We start from the raw sequence: 17,227 nt of genomic DNA, 5'->3' as shown, positions 1-17,227 counted from the left end.
GGGATCAAAAGAATTTAAAATTACAAAAGAGTATCAAAGATGTTATTTTGTAAAATCAATGAAAGGAGAATGGATTGAGATATCTACTCATGGAGATTGTGAAATTGATGATGTTTATGAAAGTAAAAGAAAAAAGATCCCCTCAGTATGGGTAAAATGGAGAGAAAATGACGAGATAATAATAGATTATTTCCATATAGCTTAAAACATTACCTAACAATTTGTATGATACATGTGTACCCTTCGGGATGCAAACATACCATACATTAAACGTTACCACACATCTGAGAAATCTAAAATTTGAAAATAGTTTTCAAAATATTAATTCTGACATCTCTCCTATTTGGTTGTTCAAATCCCAATCGAAATTTGATGGTATACGAAAATGACTATGAAGTTGATTTGACCGAATTGGACTCTGTTCGAAAAAATTTAAACGGATTTTGGATTCCAGAAAATGACCAAGAAGAACAAGAAATCCTATGGTTAAATTTTGAATCGAATAAGAATTTAACCAACTGGGAAACTATACCTTATACGGATGAAATAAAACGAACGGAAATATTACCATATAAATCTTGTTCTACAATTATTACTTTAATAAAAGTTAATAATGAAGTTCAAATACAATTCGTTTCGTTAGGTGGACAAGACACATCAAAAATTGACCAATTAACTAAAACGAAATTTAAAATTGACGGAATTACCTACCTGAAACACAAAGGTTATGAGTTCTTGAAATAATAAATGTGTGATAACACCATATATGTGATCATAGCAGCTAAATGATCAATCCAATGGTTATCGTATTTTTGCAAAGGTGCAATCCTTACAGAAAGGAAAAGCTAGCAACCAATGCACATAAAAGATCCAAAAGCAAGGTAATATTTTGCTCTGCTATTATACATATATTAAAGGTTGGCAATAATTTAGTAGAATGAATCAATTTAGAAAAATTCAAAGACCGATGCGGACAGAGTATCCAGAATATTCACAGCATTATTTTGATCTGATAAAAACGGATGACGATATTCTACAAGAGCTTCATGACAATTTTTTCAAACTAAAGGAACTGATCTTTTCTTTGCCAGAAGAGAAATTAGATTACAGATACGCCAAAGATAAATGGACCATCAAGGAAATATTGGTTCATAATATAGACGATGAAAGAATCTTCACCTATAGAGCTTTGCGGTATGCACGAAATGACAAGACTCCTTTGCATGGATTTGACCAAAATAATTATGCAAACTATTCAAAAGCTAATAAAAGAAGTTTAGAAAATATTTTCGATGAATACTGGAGCGTTAGACTATCAACATTATTATTATTTCAAAACTTACCTGAGGAATCTCTGATGCGGTCTGGAAGCGGAATCGATGATGATGGGGAAATTAAAAATGAAAGAACTGTTCGAGCTTTGATCTATCATATAGCTGGACATGAATTAAGACACATAAAAGTAATTAAAGAAAGATATATGGGAATGAAGGAAGAAAAATACCCTATTTAATAAAAATCTATTGCCAACAATGGCTATAATTTATTGTGGTTTTGTGCCACACCAAAATAAAAGTATAAATCAACAGCTGATTTCTAGACGGAATAATCTTGCGGATGATTCCACAACGAAATCATAGCCCGGAGCGTTATGTTCAATTACCAAAAATGGACGAAGAAAAAATAATTGATATAAAAATGTATGTTCCTGAAGAAGCTTCAACGGGTACATATGAGGTAATAAAAGTTTCGGAATACACATATAAATTAACTAATAACGACCCTTTTAGTGAAATTTTGACTTATGGGACCATAATAGAAGTTCTACCAGAAAAAAAGATGAAGATACATATGTCTTTAAGGGAGTTTATGCCGAATCTGATTATACTCTTGAAGTTATAGGATTGCCATCAGCTTTGAATGAAACTGAAATGAGAGTTGTTGGACAAATGGTTATTGATGAAGGTGGCTATTGGGAAGTTATTTTTGGAGGAATGGGATATGTTAATCTACCAAAGACTTCAAAGCTTAACGTAATTAACGAATTAAATAAGCTTATAAAAGCAAAGAAAAACGAATAAAGTCTAATGATTGATTTTGAATCAAAAATAGAAATTGAAGAATTACTTGCTTGGATGGACGGAGGTTCAATCACATTAAAATGTAGAAATAATCTAAATCAAGAATTTGAAATAGAATTTGTACAGAATGTCTCTTGGGTTTTATATGAGTCCCTAAGCATTCCTGGAAGAGTATATCTAGATAAAAAGTTAATCACCCAAAGGTCTGACTTGGAAACAAAAATTATCAACGCTTTAAAAGTGGCTAAACTTCATTCAAAGGACTCTTTGGATCAAAAGATATTGAAAGAAAAACTGGACTATGTCAATTCTGAAGAGTATTTGACTGATCAAGAAAAAATTAAAAAAGCAAAAAGAACATAACAATTTGTATAATGCATATACGCCCTTCGAGATGCAAACGCAACATACAAGAGACGTTGTGATTAATTACTAAAATGGAAGTCAAGATTAATAAATATTGGGGTTGGAAAGGATTTGTTGCGACTGAAATTATATCCACAAATGAATTTGGAAATGTAATCTTCAAAACGGACAAAAATCACTACTGGAGAATTTGTCCGGAAGAAATAAGTTGTGTAAAAATAGCAGAGAATGAATCTGATCTAAATACAATTCTGGTTGACCCTGAATTTATTGAAGATTGGAAAATGAACAATCTCGTGGAATTAGCAAAGTCCGAGCTTGGAGAATTAGAAAATAATGAAAAATACTGCCTAAAAATGGCAGCGGTAATCGGAGGTCAATATGAGAAAGACAACCTTGGTAAGATAGACTTTTCTCGACTCATAGCATTTAGTGGAGACTTAGGATATCAAATAAAAGATTTAAAAGACGGACAAAAAATAGAGCTAAAAATAGATAAAAAAACAAGTGAAGTTGATGAGTGAGGATTTTGAAATTGGAATGAAGCTCTCTTTGAATGGAGAAAATGGTGTTGTAGTGGAATCTGATTTAAAAGAATTTAATTCTTATGGAATAATAAGATGGGATACTGATAAAGAATCGGATTATGAAGATTGGAGAGGTCTCTTTGGCTCTTTTAAAGATCAAGGAGGAATAATTCTGGAAAACAATTATCAGTTTAAATTTATCAGTGATAATGGGAAACTCAAAAACAAAAACTGATCACAACACCATATATGATGTCATAGCAGCTAGGTGATCAATCTAATGGTTGTTGTATTTTTGGTAAGACACAATGCTAGCAAAAAGTAAAAGTTAACAATCGCTGCGTGGAGATATGCAAAAGCAGGGTAACATTTTGCCCTGCTGCGACACGTATGTTAAACGTTGGCAATAATTAGAACAAACTAAAATCCGAAACCGAATTTGATTAATATGACAAAAATCCCTTTAATGACTTTTGACAAATTATTTGACTTGATTGAGGATAATAGATTTGAAAACGATACTGATAAAAAGATTGCAGAAAAAATATTTGAAGCAGAAAGGGATTGGAAAATGACATCTCAGGAATCTTTAAATAATTTTATGACTGTACTTGAAAAAGAAACTGGAGAAACTGTTACTAAAACAAGTCTGAAGAAACTGTTGAAAAAATATAATCAAAACCTTTCAAAGTATGCCTGGGAAGTTGAAAGTATCTGTTCTTTACTTGAAATTTTTGAATTGACAGAAGAAAGCGAATTAAGAAATATTTTCTCAAACATTGCTAACAAAAATAAGACCGACTAATATGGAAATAATATTAATCATTCTTGTTCCGATTATTATTTGGATTGCAAGTATCTATATGCTTTCAGGTTGGGAGAAATTCAATAAGTTTTTCATCGTAAACGGAATTTTAATAATTGCATATGTTGGGTTTTTAATTTATGGAAAATCATTTTGAGGTCATGACGAATATGGATTAGGATTTCTGTTTAGATTAGGATTATGTTTATTGACTCATGTGTTGATTGTATTTGTATTTGCAATCATAAAAAGTAGACAATTAAAAAAATAACTATTTCCAACAATATATGTGCTCATAGCAACTAAGTGATCAATCGAGAGGTTATTATATTTTTGGTAAGGCGCAGCAATCGCAATAAAGAAAAGTTAGCAACCCATGCACAAAAAGATCGAAAAACAGGGTAACCTTTTGCTCTGCTACGACACATATATTAAACGTTGTGTGTCATTAAAACAAAAATTATGGGAAGATGGATGAGAGCTTTAAATAAAAAAGAAGAAGTTGTTTCTGAGATGGCTCCTAATTTTCTAATTTATTGTTCTAGACATTTACCTAAAAACATAAGAGATGAGTTCCCAATACTCTTGAATTTAGACCTCAATTCAGACAAATGGATAGACGAATTACAAACGTATAAACAGGACAAAATATCTGAACTGAGAAACGAAATTGAAAGAGTCAGCAGAATACTGAATAAAGAAGAGTTTGTTCCTAAAGTCGACTCGGAAAAGATTTTAAAGTTTTGGACAACGGATGATTATGCTTTGAAGGACATAAATAATGATATAGATAATTTAAAATCTTTCTTTAAAGAGTCGATAGAGCAAGGTTTAGAAGTGAAAATTTATTTGTAAATCAATGGAATCAGGTTTCATAAAAATCATTGAGTGTTTTAATATTTCAAGAGTAGGTCTAATGACGGAACTACAACATTTTGAAAATGGTATTCCACCTGGCGCCCAAATTATTGATTTGAATACAGAGGAATCTTGGATTGTTAAAAAAAGAGTTCTTTCAGGAACTTTACTAGTTGCAAATGATTCTGAGAAATACTTTGACTGTGAAACTGAATATATGCACGTTAGTAGTGTATTTAAGACAATAGAAGATAGAGAAGTTGCGGTTCAAAAAGAATTGGAAAAACGAAAAAATGGAATCTATTGGTATTTACTTAAACCTGAAAACAAAAAACAGAAAGTAAAACCTGAAATTGGAATTGAATTAAAAATAAAAACTATTGCTAACACTATGTAAAAATGCATTAAAACACATTTTACATTAAACGTTGTGTGTAATTCCAATATCAGAATTCAATTAATCTGTTGAAACTAACCAAATATGAAATTGAGAAATTTTGTAAAAATATAATTACACTGTATATCAGAAACAAAATTTGATATTAGTCCAGATTAGAAACAGACTTAATTACAAAAACAATATGGGAGGAATGTATCATCCTACTAGTAAAGGAATAATTGACGGACGTATAAAGGGTTTAAACAACTCAGTTGATATCACTAGATTTATGGTAAACAATGGCTTAAAAGAGTTAAAAATGCCTGATTACTATACTTTACCTGGAACTGAGTATTATATCGGTTTTGGTACAGGTTATGAACTAGGTCAAAAATTGAGAGATTTATTGGAAAACGATACCACTAGTAAAATGCCTTTAGACGAAAAAATAGAATGTCTTTCGTTTCTACTAAAAAAGCAAGAAAGCTGTAGATTAATACTATCGACAGATTCTTTTCTTGATAATATTAAACATTGGAATGAATTTAACATCTCAAAAACCGTTATAAATGATATTCAAAGCCTTTTAAAAGAAAATAAAATACAAAGAGCTGTTAACAAAATTCTTATATACCTAAAAGATAGATTTTACTTAAAAACTTCAATGGAATTTTATCCGATATATGAAAAACTAATATACCTAAGACAAGAGAAAAAGAAAGATAAAGAATTTGTAATTACTGAAGAGCTAGAAAAAATAAAAATGGAAATCCAAAATTGGATTAGTTTGAAATAAGGAAAACTACACACAACAATTTGTATATTGCCTAGGCTCCCTTCGTGAAGCAAACGCAATATACAAGAGACGTTGTAACACATTTTAACAAAAGCATTGAAAAATATAATAGCACTACTCCACCCGATTGAAAAAACAAAATCAATTCAAATAGAATTTAAAACAGAATTGAGTGAAATCGATATTTTCAAAAAATTAATACTTGAAGATTACAAAGTTTATCAGTTCATCCAAAATGACTATCTGTATAATATGGAACCTAATGAACTGGACTCTAAAAACGTGAAATATGATGTTCTAAAACGTGAAAAGAAAACTTGGTTTGGATTATCTAAAAAAAATGTCTCTGATATTCTAATTCATCCTAAAAATGATTTTTACTATCCATATGGATATGGACATTACTTTTATTTATACACAAAGAATAAAATTAACCTTCCCGAATTTGAAAATTGGATGAAGTCATATTTTCCTAATCCATTTGGAGATTTTGATGACACTTGGGGAAGTGGGGTAAGCGAAAACTTCAAGCTGTTAAATAAAGATGATTATATCTTGATTACAAATCACGATGCTCAAAAGAACATTGGAATTACAGCAAATGAAATCATAACGAACAAACTCTTAAAAAAAATTGAAAGTTTCGAAAACATTAAAAAACTGATCTTTGAAAGAAAATAGTAGAGCGTGTTACAACACCATATATGTGATCATAGCAGCAAAGTGATCAATGGAATGCTTGTTGTATTTTTGGTTAGACACAATGCTAGCAAAAGGCAAAAGTTAGCAACCAATGCACAGAAAGATCGAAAAACAAGGTAACCTTTTGCTCTGCTACGACACATATGTTAAACGTTGTGCATAATTTAAATGAACAGATTTCTAACCATATTTTTATTTCTTTTTATTTCAGTCGGTTCATTCGGACAAAATAAAAATCAGAATTCGGAATTAATAAAAATGTCGGAAACAGATTCTTTGTACTTGACTTCAATTGAAAAATACATAGTTGAAATTGATTCGTTTTACAACAAATACTCACAAGTAAAGCAACCAAAAACAATTTTTATTGAGTATCAAGATTACCTATCTAAAATGCCTGATTCGATAAGCGGATATCGAATTCAAAAAATCGGATTAGGAAATAGAAAGAAAATATTTAATGAAAATAAAGGTGAATTAAGATATGTGAAGATTTTTCCTCTGACAATAAAAGATGGACAATTTAACATAACGCTGATTCCATATTTTGCGGAATTAAAAAGAAAAAATCACTTATTTTTAAGTTTGAGCGATTGGACACGAGTCATTTTTGAATTTCAAAATGGACGTCTGAATTACCAAAAAACTGAAAATGGTGGAATTTAAAAAATGGAGTAAACTTTTTGCTATTCATCTCTCCTTCCTACTCGTTTAATCTTCGTTTTATAAAAGTGGCTATAAAGCTCTTTTATCTTCTCCATCAAAAAAACAAGCACCTGAAAATCAACTCCCAAAACTAATTTTTTATCATTTTTAAATATTTAATTATTGTTTTTCAATAATTTTTTATAGATTAGCAATAACAAAATATTTTTACAATGGGTAGTATATCAAAAAAAAAGGATACAGGAATTCAGGCTTTTAACACCATATACATTATCGGAATTATCTTCGTTATTGGTAAACTAACCGATGATTTACAATGGACTTTTCAACTGATAAAAAAATGGAGCTTGCCCGAGGAACCTTTTTCTCTAAAGTCAATATAGTCAACAGTGACGTACAGATTTCGATAACCGCATATCTTATTTTTGCTATCGCCTATATTCTGGTTTTTGGGTTTATCATCTTGGGGCTCTATCAACTTAATAACACCACAAAACTTCTGGCAGAAAGAAAAATTTTTCAACAAGAAGTGGGCGCAGCATTTAAAAAGGCTGGAAAATCATTTCTCGCTTTTGCATTTGGAACATTACTTATTGATATCGCTTTTCTCGCCTGGGCAAAAACTTCAAGTAGAGTTGTTGACCTTTTATCAACAGAACTATTAGTGTTTTTGATTTTGGGGTATTTTATGTTCTTTTTGGCTGATGTATTTAAAAAGGGAATTTCACTACAAGAAGAAAACGAATTAACTATATAATTATGGCTATAATAGTTAACCTAGATGTGATGCTTGCAAAACGAAAAATGCAATCAAAAGAACTGGTAAAAATACTGGGAATCACACCTGCAAATCTTTCTATATTAAAAACGGGTAAGGCCAAAGCAATTCGATTTACGACACTAGAAGCTATTTGTAAAGCATTGGATTGCCAACCTGGGGACATTTTAGAATATGTAGAAGATTAAACCTACTCAATAAGTAAGATTGAAATCGTTGTAATTTCGCTACTTTAGTACTCATTTTGAAAGCACTATAACACCATTTAAAAAAGCAAAAACAAATACGCCTCACCAGGCCTAAACCAACGATAACAAAAGATTATTCTGAATGCAAGTAAACAAAGAGATCAAAATAGGAATTATTACAGTAAGTGACAGAGCCAGTGCAGGTGTGTACGAAGATCTAAGTGGTAAAGCAATCATACACACCCTTAATGAATACCTGATTTCTGATTGGACCGAAGTATATGAGATAATTCCTGATGAGCAAGAAGTAATTGAACAAACCATCATTGATATGGTTGATCAGCAAAATTGTTGTCTGGTGGTGACCACAGGAGGTACGGGACCTGCTAAAAGGGACGTTACCCCAGAAGCTACCGAAGCAGTGTGTGATCGTATGATGCCAGGATTTGGAGAATTGATGAGAGCTGAATCTTTAAAATATGTACCCACTGCTATTCTATCGCGACAAACGGCGGGTCTTAGAGGAGGAAGTTTAATCATCAATCTACCCGGAAAGCCAAAATCGATACGAGAATGTTTGGATGCCGTTTTTCCAGCCGTACCTTATTGCATAGATCTTATGGATGGACCTTTTCTGGAATGCGATGAAGAAGTTATACAACCTTTTAGACCAAAGAAAAAATAATTAATTTGTAGTTGTAACTATCAAACCTAAACAAATGCCTGCTTTTTCATTCAATCATATTGCGCTTTCGGTAAAAGATGTTGACGAATCTATTGATTTTTATAAAAAAGTACTACAGCTTGATGAAATTGAGAATACAGCATCCAACTCCAAAACCAGATGGTTATCCCTAGGAGAAGGCAAGCAATTGCACCTCATTCCTCGCCCGGATGCAGAGATAAAAACCAATAAAGCTGTTCATTTTGCACTGGCCACAGAAGATCTAAGTCCATTTATTAAACATCTGGAAGTATTAAACATTAACTACTCTGACTGGCGAGATACGCCAAATAAGGATTATGTTCGAAAAGATGGGGTCAAACAGATCTATTTTCAAGATCCTAATGGCTATTGGATCGAAATTAATGAAGATATATAGTTTTTTATTTTAACGGCCTAATAAAACAGGATACTTCAATACTATTTCATTACCTTAGAGATTCCCTATCAATAATCAAAAAGGCGTATGACCAAAGAAGCTGCAGAAAGGCAAATTCACAAAAACAAAGTAACTGGAGACATCATACTTACCCCCTATTCTATCGAATACTCACCTATATTGTTGTGCTTGTTTTTTGTTTTATAACGATATTCTCCATCTTTTGGATGGTCATCTTAATACAAAAAGAAGGCTTGCTATCTATTGGTGGTATTCCTGTAATTACTTTTTTTGCCGGATATGGTGCATATGTTGGTTTAGTCTTAATTCGATATATAGGCACGAAGATTAGCTATAATAAATATGGTTTTACAATCATCAAAAAAGGGAATAGTGTTAATTATCCTTGGTCTCAAGTTGCAAAAACCAAGTATTATGGCATTTTTAATGTTTTAAGATTATTTGACGCAGAGGGTAAAACTATGTATACCATTCAAGGCACAACCAAATCCAATAAAAAGTTTATTCAAAAGATCAGTAGTGCTGTTGGATATACAAGCGATGTATTTTAATCCCAGAAGAAATTAAACTAATACATACTTTCTTATGATACTTCTATACATTAGACAACGCTATGACATTTGATAACAAAACAAATGCCGTATAAAAGTCAATAAAAAACCGTTATCATACTTTGGGTGAATCACTACTTTTAGCACCAAATAAAACAAACAAGAAAATGAATTGGATTGCGAGCAAAATAAGTGAAATCAGAAAAAAGAAAGGACTTACACAAGAGGAATTAGCAGAACAAGCAAAAGTAAACTTAAGAACCATTCAACGAATCGAAAACTCAGAAAATGAACCAAGAGGTAAAACGCTTAGTTTGATTTGTGAGGTTTTGGAAATTGATCCAGTGGAGTTGATTTCGGAAGAAAAGAAAAATCAAGAAAAAAACATTGGAAAGAAAATAGTAAACCTCTTTTTTCTCATAGCACTTAATTTAATATTAATAGGAATCATCGGATTTCTGACACTAGATTCTAATGCAAATACAAATAGTATATTTGGAGGATTTCTAGTAAGCATTTTTCTTCCATTCTTTATCGTATTTCTAAGTCAAAAAATAAGTGGCACTACACGGATCTTAAAATTCGGATTGGGGTATATCATTTATTTCTTTTTGGTGGTTATACAGCACGGATTCCCAACTGGGTTTGTGAGTGAGTTATTTCCTTGTCTTTTGATTAGTTTGGCTGTATTATATTTTGGAAATGATTTTTTCAAAAATGTGGTATAAAAAGCTTTGTTTATATTCACTAACCTTCTGCTTATTCAAAGATTCCAAATATAAGTTTGAAGCAAAATAAAACATAAAATGATCCGACCATATACATCAGCTGATAAAGAAGAACTATTGAGGGTTTTCGCCTTGAATACTCCTCATTTTTTTGATAAAAAAGAAATCCAGGATTTTGAGGCATATTTACAAGAAAACGCTTCAACTTATTTGACTATTGAGGTTGACAATCGTGTTGTAGGTGGCACAGGATATTATGTAAATAAAAATGACAAATCTGGCCGAATCACCTGGATATTCTTTGATCCCGAATATGCAGGGCAAGGACTAGGAAAACAGGCTGTATACCATTGTCTAGAACTGTTAAACAACCATAGTAACGTAGAAAAATTTGTAGTAACCACCTCACAACATGCCTATCAGTTTTTTGAAATATTTGGATTTAACACCTATCGAATCGAAAAAAATTATTGGGGAGAAGGGCTTGATCTCTATGAAATGGAAAAACCAAAATAGTGCTATTCCGTAAATGTTATTGACGATTAACCCTAACTAATATCAAACCTATATTCAACATATGTACTATAACTATTCTTACAATGATTAACAGAAACCGACGTTCAATAAGTAATAGCTAAACAACAAATACGTATTACAATTTTTCGACCTCACCATTTTTCTGCCCGCAACACTCAGCTAAATACAAGATTAGTATTTATAGTAGTGTTTTTCTGTGTGTTTGGTTTAAATGCTCAGGTTAAATTAAAAGTAGAGCCGGGAGTGCTTCTCGAAAATGATTCTGAAAACTTAGGACTACTGCTCAATATTGAACCACATGTAAAGGCTTCAGAAAAAACTGCCATCGGGTTGAGATTTGGAATTGCAGTAAATCCTCAAAAAATAAACATCGACAACGATTCGTCTTTTTTTATCGATGAATTAGATGACAATGGTATCATTTCATTTGTACCCACATTTGATTATTATTTCAACATCAATCGCATTAAACCTTACCTGGGATTGGGTACTGGATACTACCTATTCAACAATATTGATGTTTCAAATAGAAACACTGCTTTAACAGTAGAAGGCAATGTTAAGAACCAGCTTGGATTTTTGATACGAGGAGGGCTCCAACTTGGGAACACAAGATTTGGATTGGAGTATAATTTTATACCAAAAGCTGATATTAAAATCCCCGATGATCAGATCGTCGGAACCATCGACAATAGCTATTTGGGAGTATCAATTGGGTTTATTCTTGTTGGGAAAGAAAAATTTGAAGAATGATTAATTGTACTCGTCAATTGCAAAAATCAATGTAATCGTACATCACTTAGAATTACCAGGATCCACTTTGCCTTTCAGGATATCAAATGCAAAAACCGAAAAAAATAGTGTTTATTTGTATTCTTCATTGTGAATAGAAAAAGTAAAACAAATTAACTATTGCGGTTCATGAAAATAAAGTTTCCCAAGACAGAAAGAATTCTAAGTCTTTCAGCAATGATTGTGAGTATCCTGACATTGATTATTTTTATTTATCAAACCAATATTATTAACCGACAAAGCAAGCTTTCGGTTAAACCTCGTCTTTCATTTGGAATTACACAAACTACAGGAGATTCTATCGTTTCATTTACCCAATGGGTAAAAAACAAAGGGCTTGGACCTGCCATTGTGCAAAAGGCGAATATTCTGTACAAAAAAGAGCAGTACAAACTAGACTTCGATGCTTTTGCGATTAAAAAATTTCCACAAATTGAAGAGTATGGCAATATTGCTGAAACCGCTTCTGTGGAAGATTATACTACCCTATCCTCTAACGAAACTCTAGTCATTTACAAATTTGATATCCCTATTGCCAAATTACCTCAACTTACCAAATATTTAGAGCTAGATCCCATCAGCCTTAATCCAAAATGGAAGTTTAAAATTCAATATACCTCGATGTATGAAGATGCTATATGGGAAATCAATAATACAGATAATGTGCCTGTGGAAGAATAATGTATTGTATTCTATTCAAATTCTAATAAATGTAAAATCGATTTGCCAGAAAGTATTATTATCTAAAAGTTATGAAATAAAAATTAGGGGTAACATTTTGCTCTCTTACAACATATATCATAACTAACATTTGTTAAAATACACTATACATGAAAAGCAAAGTTTTTTATTATTTTTTGATCCTTGCAACTTCAATTTCTACTTTCGGCCAGCAAACTACTGAATTTGTAAGTACTGGAGGTATACAGGATAACAACAATGAACTAAACAATGAATTGTCTAGAGCTATAGAAGCCGTCGGAGGAAATGGTACTATCACTATAAAAGGAGATATTATCGTAATGGACGATTTTGAAATTCCGTCAGGAATAGAACTCAATTTTTTTAAAGGAAACAAAATAATAGTTAGCCCAGGTGCTAAACTTAATGTAAATGGATATATTAAAGCCGGTATTTACCAAATCTTTGATGGTGATGGAGATGTAATAGGGACTCCAATTGTCAAAAAAATATACCCTCAGTGGTTTGGGGCAAAGGGAAATGGTACTACCAATGACTATTCTGCAATACAAACTGCAATAAATTTATTACCTAAAAGTACTGATCAATCATATTCTGGAGGGATATTATTCTTCCCAAAGGGCAAGTATAAAATTGATAAGTCACTAGTAATTGATGAATCTATAGATCATAGTTTAATTCAAGGAAACAATCAGGGAGGTCCTAGTAGAATTGTTAATACATCCAATACCAACCCATTATTTAAAGTAAAAGGTATAGGGGTAACTAACTACTTATTGGGCATTCAATTTAAACATTTAATTCTTCAGGGACATATCGGAATTGAGACTTTTTACACTGCAGATTTGATCGTAGATAAATGTACATTTTCTATTACAAATAATGATCCTGGAAGTACCGTTAAAGCGGCAGGAATATTAATGGCAGAATCTGAAAACCCCCAAGAAAATGGACAAGAAGTAAGGACTCGAATTGTTAACTGCAGATTTACTGGTAGTAAAGATAGCGCTAATAGTAATTTTGGAATACACTCTAAAAGTGTATCTCGAATAGCTGATATAGACATTAAAAACAATATTTTCATTAACCTCTCAGAATCAGCAATTGATTTAGGGTATTTGGATGGTGGCGTCATTGCAGAGAATAAGTTTTTTTCTGATATCACCTCTGGATCTGCTCATGGTATAGTACTAGGCAAACCTATTTGGGCAATAATTAGAAACAATCATATTTTTAACAACAGAGGAAACGGGATCTTACTTAAGGGGCCTCGTTGGTCCATTTGCAATGAGAACATGTTTGTGAATACAGGGAAAGATCGAAGAGCTGCTTTAAGAATACAATCTTTTGATGCAACGCAATTTGATCCCGATGATAAAATACATTTGGGAAGTAACAATCAGTTTAAAGGAAACATTTTCAAAAATTGTTTTACGTCCGCAATTAAATTTATTAGTCTTGAGACCAATCAAAAAATGTCCAACAACCTAATTCAAAATACGCAAATATATGGGTCAGGTTATACTGGGGTTACTGCTGTGGATGCCATTATTCTTGAAAACTGTGAAGATTTTCAATTCAAAGACACCTACGTAAATGGAATAGCTACGGAGATCATTGACAACGTCGAGGTAAATATTAAACGTACAAGATATTGGTTAAACACAAAAGAATGTAGTAATATTTCGTTTTCTGGTACACGATTTGAAAATACGCTGGAATTGGATTTATTTAGAAACGGTTATAATCAATTATTTTTTAACAATTCTACTAAAGCAAAAGTCATAAACAATAATTATAATGTACTATCAACCGATAAGATTATTATTGGTTCTGGCAACATAAATATTTTTCTACCTTCAGCAAGTGTTGGAATAAATCCCCTAACTATCAAATTGGTATCTGATGGGCAATTGAGTATCGTCCCAAAAACAAACCAAACAATTGATGGTCAAATCATTTTTTCACTAAAAACCAAAAATGATACCGTATCTATGATGAGCGATGGGGAAAAATGGTATATTATCAATAATGATGTAGAAAATCTCAACAATTAAAGTATAAAGAAAAAGAGGTTCTGACATTTTAAAAGCTATAAATTCTAATTCATAGTAATGGATCAAAGTACATCCGAATGGTATCTAGACATTAAAAAAGAACAGATAGAAAAGTATGGGGCTGTAATTCCACCATGGGTATTTTCACCAGATTCTCACCCACTAAGTATAGAATGGAGAATGGGATCAGGAGAAACACAAGTTATGGTGTTTAGCATTTGGTGGGACCAACAACAATTTTCTGAAGAAGATGCACTTCGTTATTTCAAAAAGTTCTCGCCACCACCAAGATGGATGATGTGGATGGCCGATGTATTATGGGATATAGAAATCTGGGACTCTGAGGTGTTTGAAGATTCTCCTTCATATCATAAGCTCTTGGAATTAGGATTTGAAGAGGTAAAAGATTTTAAATCTGATTTTGAGGATCCGAAATGGTTAAAATAATTCGATCAACATGACATGAAAGAATTTGAAATCATAAAAAACCATTACAAACCTATTCAACCTACAGTAAAAGCTGAAGACAAAGAAATTGTATATCAGGAAATTCGACCCAATCCTATTATCGAAAATTTCGTGTATTGTTTTTGGCAATTAAAAACACCTAAACCTCTTCACAAACCCTTTGTATACCGAGTGGTTTCTGATGGATGTATTGACATATTTTTTGATCACAATCAGCCTTCAGATAATTTTATAATGGGATTCTGTAGAAAGTATACCGAGTTCCCTATTGGTACTCACTTTGATTATATTGGGATTCGGTTTTTACCCGCTGCCTTTCCTCTTCTTTTTGGGATCAATGCCAAAACATTAAGCAATCAATCACCACCTTTGAATGTAGTATTGCCTGAACTTTCTGATTGGATTGTTTCAGAAATAAAGCGATCTGATTCATTTGCTCATATTACTACCATCTTGGGCGATAAGTTAGCCAATATTATCCAAAATCAGGAGTTGCGATACGATACTCGATTCCTGAATTCTTTAGAGCTTATTTTTCAGAAGAATGGTTTTCTAGACACTGAAAGAGAACTGGATACTGGTCTAAGTTCTCGACAACTACGTAGAATTTTTAATTTTTATATCGGTACCACCGCAAAATCCTTCAGTAATGTAGTACGGTTTCAGTATATTTTGAATGCAAAACCTTCTAGGCAAAGCCTAAAAGAGGACAAACTATATTTTGATGTCGGTTTTTTTGATCAAGCCCATTTCATCAAAAACTTCAAAACATTTTACGGGGTTACTCCATCTGAAGCCTTTGATTAGCCTTTGTCCGATTTTTACAATTCCTCTCTCCTATCCTGCGCTAAGTTTGTGTTATCAAAACATAAGAAATGAGAAATATAATAGTAATCGCAGTTGTACTTATTTCATTTGGATCGGTACACGCACAAACAACAAGCATCATGAATCTGAACGCAGGAATATTCACCAAAAAAATCAAAGAAAGCAAAGCCTTTTATACTAATAACCTGGGATTTGGAGTGGCTTTCGAAAATGAATTCTATCTTTTATTACACACTCCAAACAAACAAGCTTCGATCTCGTTTACACAATCCAACCACCACACCCAACAACCCTTTTTCCAAACAGAATACGCTGGTACTGGTATGTATTTTACTATCGAAGTTGAAAATGTAGATGCTGTATATCAAGAATTAAAGGAAAAGGGTATTGAAATCAAAATAGCACTTAGAGATGAACCCTGGGGAGATCGACATTTTGCTATAGAAGATCCCAATGGTATTGGTATTGATATCGTAACCTACACAAAAACAGAAAATTAAAACATACGCAGGATAACGTTTCCACAAAACTTTACCGTACCCCACCCGCAAAGTAATTCCCTAACTCGGTCAAATTCTCCTTGTCCTTTTGAAGGATAAAACCGATAGCGGAATTCTTTGCAATTTCATTACCTTGGTAATCCACAAAAAACTTATCATCTATATCACTTTACAACATGACCAATTCACATCAAAGCACTAGAAAAAGTATTGTAAGTCTTGTAGTAGTATGGATTACTTTTTGGTCGTATGGACAACAACTACCCAATAAAATCAGTGAAACTGAGTTTTCGATTGGTAAATCAATCAAAATTCAATCGGAAATACTGAACGAATCTCGTACTTTAAACATCTATTTACCTTTGAGCTATACTTCAGATACTGCAAAAACCTATCCGGTTATCTATCTGCTCGATGGTTCAAAGGATGAAGATTTTATTCATGTATCCGGTATTGTTCAGTTTGGCTCTTTTTCCTGGATAAATATGTTGCCAGAATCTATTGTGGTGGGTATTGCCAATGTAGATAGAAAGAGAGATTTTACCTATCCTACTCAAAACGAAAAGGATAAAAAAGAATTTCCCACAACGGGTAAATCAGGACACTTTATCAAATTCATCGAAAAGGAGTTGCAACCATTTGTAAAAGCTCATTTCAGAACCAACCAAACCAAGACGATTATTGGACAGTCTTTGGGGGGATTGCTGGCCTCAGAAATATTAATGAAAAAAACTGAACTTTTTGACAACTACATCATTGTAAGTCCAAGTTTATGGTAGGATGATGGATCTTTA

At 32.3% G+C, this 17,227-nt stretch carries 28 protein-coding genes; all 28 read left to right on the top strand.

What is annotated here, in order from left to right:
• Window positions 1-58: 58 nt before the first annotated feature.
• Window positions 59-205, top strand: a complete 147-nt coding sequence (locus AC0L3Q_RS09800; RefSeq protein ID WP_473286407.1) for a hypothetical protein — start codon at window positions 59-61, stop codon at window positions 203-205.
• A gap of 167 nt (window positions 206-372) precedes the next feature.
• Entirely contained in the window at window positions 373-744 is a 372-nt protein-coding gene (locus tag AC0L3Q_RS09795) for a hypothetical protein (RefSeq protein WP_473286406.1), read from the top strand.
• A gap of 193 nt (window positions 745-937) precedes the next feature.
• Complete coding sequence (locus tag AC0L3Q_RS09790) at window positions 938-1,513, top strand: DinB family protein (protein ID WP_473286405.1); 576 nt, start codon at window positions 938-940, stop codon at window positions 1,511-1,513.
• Between the two features lie 104 nt (window positions 1,514-1,617).
• Window positions 1,618-1,902, top strand: a complete 285-nt coding sequence (locus AC0L3Q_RS09785) for a hypothetical protein (protein WP_473286404.1) — start codon at window positions 1,618-1,620, stop codon at window positions 1,900-1,902.
• Window positions 1,903-1,931: 29 nt separating this feature from the next.
• Entirely contained in the window at window positions 1,932-2,081 is a 150-nt protein-coding gene (locus AC0L3Q_RS09780; protein WP_473286403.1) for a hypothetical protein, read from the top strand.
• Window positions 2,082-2,087: 6 nt separating this feature from the next.
• A complete protein-coding gene (locus tag AC0L3Q_RS09775; protein WP_473280663.1) occupies window positions 2,088-2,444 on the top strand; it encodes a hypothetical protein in 357 nt (118 codons plus the stop codon).
• Between the two features lie 74 nt (window positions 2,445-2,518).
• Window positions 2,519-2,971 carry a T6SS immunity protein Tdi1 domain-containing protein gene (locus AC0L3Q_RS09770; RefSeq protein ID WP_473286402.1) on the top strand — a complete coding sequence of 151 codons (453 nt, stop codon included), beginning with the start codon at window positions 2,519-2,521 and terminating at the stop codon, window positions 2,969-2,971.
• Window positions 2,964-3,209 carry a hypothetical protein gene (locus AC0L3Q_RS09765; protein WP_473286401.1) on the top strand — a complete coding sequence of 82 codons (246 nt, stop codon included), beginning with the start codon at window positions 2,964-2,966 and terminating at the stop codon, window positions 3,207-3,209. Before AC0L3Q_RS09770 ends, AC0L3Q_RS09765 begins: the two co-directional genes overlap by 8 nt.
• A gap of 231 nt (window positions 3,210-3,440) precedes the next feature.
• Entirely contained in the window at window positions 3,441-3,779 is a 339-nt protein-coding gene (locus AC0L3Q_RS09760; RefSeq protein WP_473286400.1) for a hypothetical protein, read from the top strand.
• Between the two features lie 462 nt (window positions 3,780-4,241).
• The gene (locus AC0L3Q_RS09755; RefSeq protein ID WP_473286399.1) at window positions 4,242-4,634 is read left to right on the top strand and encodes a hypothetical protein; all 393 of its coding nucleotides are present in this window, start codon (window positions 4,242-4,244) and stop codon (window positions 4,632-4,634) included.
• Window positions 4,635-4,638: 4 nt separating this feature from the next.
• Window positions 4,639-5,034, top strand: coding sequence for a hypothetical protein (locus AC0L3Q_RS09750; protein ID WP_473286398.1), 396 nt, complete (start codon window positions 4,639-4,641; stop codon window positions 5,032-5,034).
• 184 nt (window positions 5,035-5,218) lie between these two features.
• Window positions 5,219-5,812, top strand: coding sequence for a hypothetical protein (locus tag AC0L3Q_RS09745; RefSeq protein ID WP_473286397.1), 594 nt, complete (start codon window positions 5,219-5,221; stop codon window positions 5,810-5,812).
• 96 nt (window positions 5,813-5,908) lie between these two features.
• Entirely contained in the window at window positions 5,909-6,493 is a 585-nt protein-coding gene (locus tag AC0L3Q_RS09740; protein ID WP_473286396.1) for a hypothetical protein, read from the top strand.
• A gap of 279 nt (window positions 6,494-6,772) precedes the next feature.
• A complete protein-coding gene (locus AC0L3Q_RS09735; protein WP_473286395.1) occupies window positions 6,773-7,180 on the top strand; it encodes a hypothetical protein in 408 nt (135 codons plus the stop codon).
• Between the two features lie 316 nt (window positions 7,181-7,496).
• A complete protein-coding gene (locus AC0L3Q_RS09730; RefSeq protein ID WP_473286394.1) occupies window positions 7,497-7,937 on the top strand; it encodes a DUF2975 domain-containing protein in 441 nt (146 codons plus the stop codon).
• Window positions 7,938-7,939: 2 nt separating this feature from the next.
• Window positions 7,940-8,146, top strand: coding sequence for a helix-turn-helix domain-containing protein (locus AC0L3Q_RS09725; protein ID WP_073312430.1), 207 nt, complete (start codon window positions 7,940-7,942; stop codon window positions 8,144-8,146).
• A gap of 142 nt (window positions 8,147-8,288) precedes the next feature.
• Window positions 8,289-8,831, top strand: coding sequence for a molybdopterin adenylyltransferase (gene mog, locus AC0L3Q_RS09720; RefSeq protein ID WP_473286393.1), 543 nt, complete (start codon window positions 8,289-8,291; stop codon window positions 8,829-8,831).
• A 34-nt stretch (window positions 8,832-8,865) separates the two neighbouring features.
• Window positions 8,866-9,249, top strand: coding sequence for a VOC family protein (locus AC0L3Q_RS09715; protein WP_473286392.1), 384 nt, complete (start codon window positions 8,866-8,868; stop codon window positions 9,247-9,249).
• Window positions 9,250-9,476: 227 nt separating this feature from the next.
• On the top strand, window positions 9,477-9,821 hold the full coding sequence (locus AC0L3Q_RS09710; RefSeq protein ID WP_473286391.1) for a hypothetical protein: 345 nt from the start codon (window positions 9,477-9,479) through the stop codon (window positions 9,819-9,821).
• A gap of 167 nt (window positions 9,822-9,988) precedes the next feature.
• Entirely contained in the window at window positions 9,989-10,549 is a 561-nt protein-coding gene (locus AC0L3Q_RS09705; protein ID WP_473286390.1) for a helix-turn-helix domain-containing protein, read from the top strand.
• Window positions 10,550-10,627: 78 nt separating this feature from the next.
• Window positions 10,628-11,065, top strand: coding sequence for a GNAT family N-acetyltransferase (locus AC0L3Q_RS09700; RefSeq protein ID WP_473286389.1), 438 nt, complete (start codon window positions 10,628-10,630; stop codon window positions 11,063-11,065).
• 219 nt (window positions 11,066-11,284) lie between these two features.
• On the top strand, window positions 11,285-11,839 hold the full coding sequence (locus tag AC0L3Q_RS09695) for a hypothetical protein (protein WP_473286388.1): 555 nt from the start codon (window positions 11,285-11,287) through the stop codon (window positions 11,837-11,839).
• A gap of 168 nt (window positions 11,840-12,007) precedes the next feature.
• Window positions 12,008-12,559, top strand: coding sequence for a hypothetical protein (locus AC0L3Q_RS09690; protein ID WP_473286387.1), 552 nt, complete (start codon window positions 12,008-12,010; stop codon window positions 12,557-12,559).
• A gap of 149 nt (window positions 12,560-12,708) precedes the next feature.
• Window positions 12,709-14,637 carry a glycosyl hydrolase family 28-related protein gene (locus AC0L3Q_RS09685; protein WP_473286386.1) on the top strand — a complete coding sequence of 643 codons (1,929 nt, stop codon included), beginning with the start codon at window positions 12,709-12,711 and terminating at the stop codon, window positions 14,635-14,637.
• A gap of 57 nt (window positions 14,638-14,694) precedes the next feature.
• Window positions 14,695-15,084: a hypothetical protein gene (locus tag AC0L3Q_RS09680; protein ID WP_473286385.1), complete on the top strand. Its 390-nt coding sequence runs from the start codon at window positions 14,695-14,697 to the stop codon at window positions 15,082-15,084.
• A 15-nt stretch (window positions 15,085-15,099) separates the two neighbouring features.
• A complete protein-coding gene (locus AC0L3Q_RS09675) occupies window positions 15,100-15,912 on the top strand; it encodes an AraC family transcriptional regulator (protein ID WP_473286384.1) in 813 nt (270 codons plus the stop codon).
• 140 nt (window positions 15,913-16,052) lie between these two features.
• Window positions 16,053-16,433, top strand: coding sequence for a VOC family protein (locus tag AC0L3Q_RS09670; RefSeq protein WP_473286923.1), 381 nt, complete (start codon window positions 16,053-16,055; stop codon window positions 16,431-16,433).
• A 176-nt stretch (window positions 16,434-16,609) separates the two neighbouring features.
• Complete coding sequence (locus AC0L3Q_RS09665) at window positions 16,610-17,212, top strand: alpha/beta hydrolase (RefSeq protein WP_473286383.1); 603 nt, start codon at window positions 16,610-16,612, stop codon at window positions 17,210-17,212.
• The last annotated feature ends 15 nt before the right edge of the window (window positions 17,213-17,227 follow it).

It is taken from the genome of Aquimarina sp. KJ22-3 (genome assembly GCF_055808215.1).
Note: the sequence above shows the minus strand (reverse complement) of the source record. Positions and strands in the feature narration are given on the sequence as shown.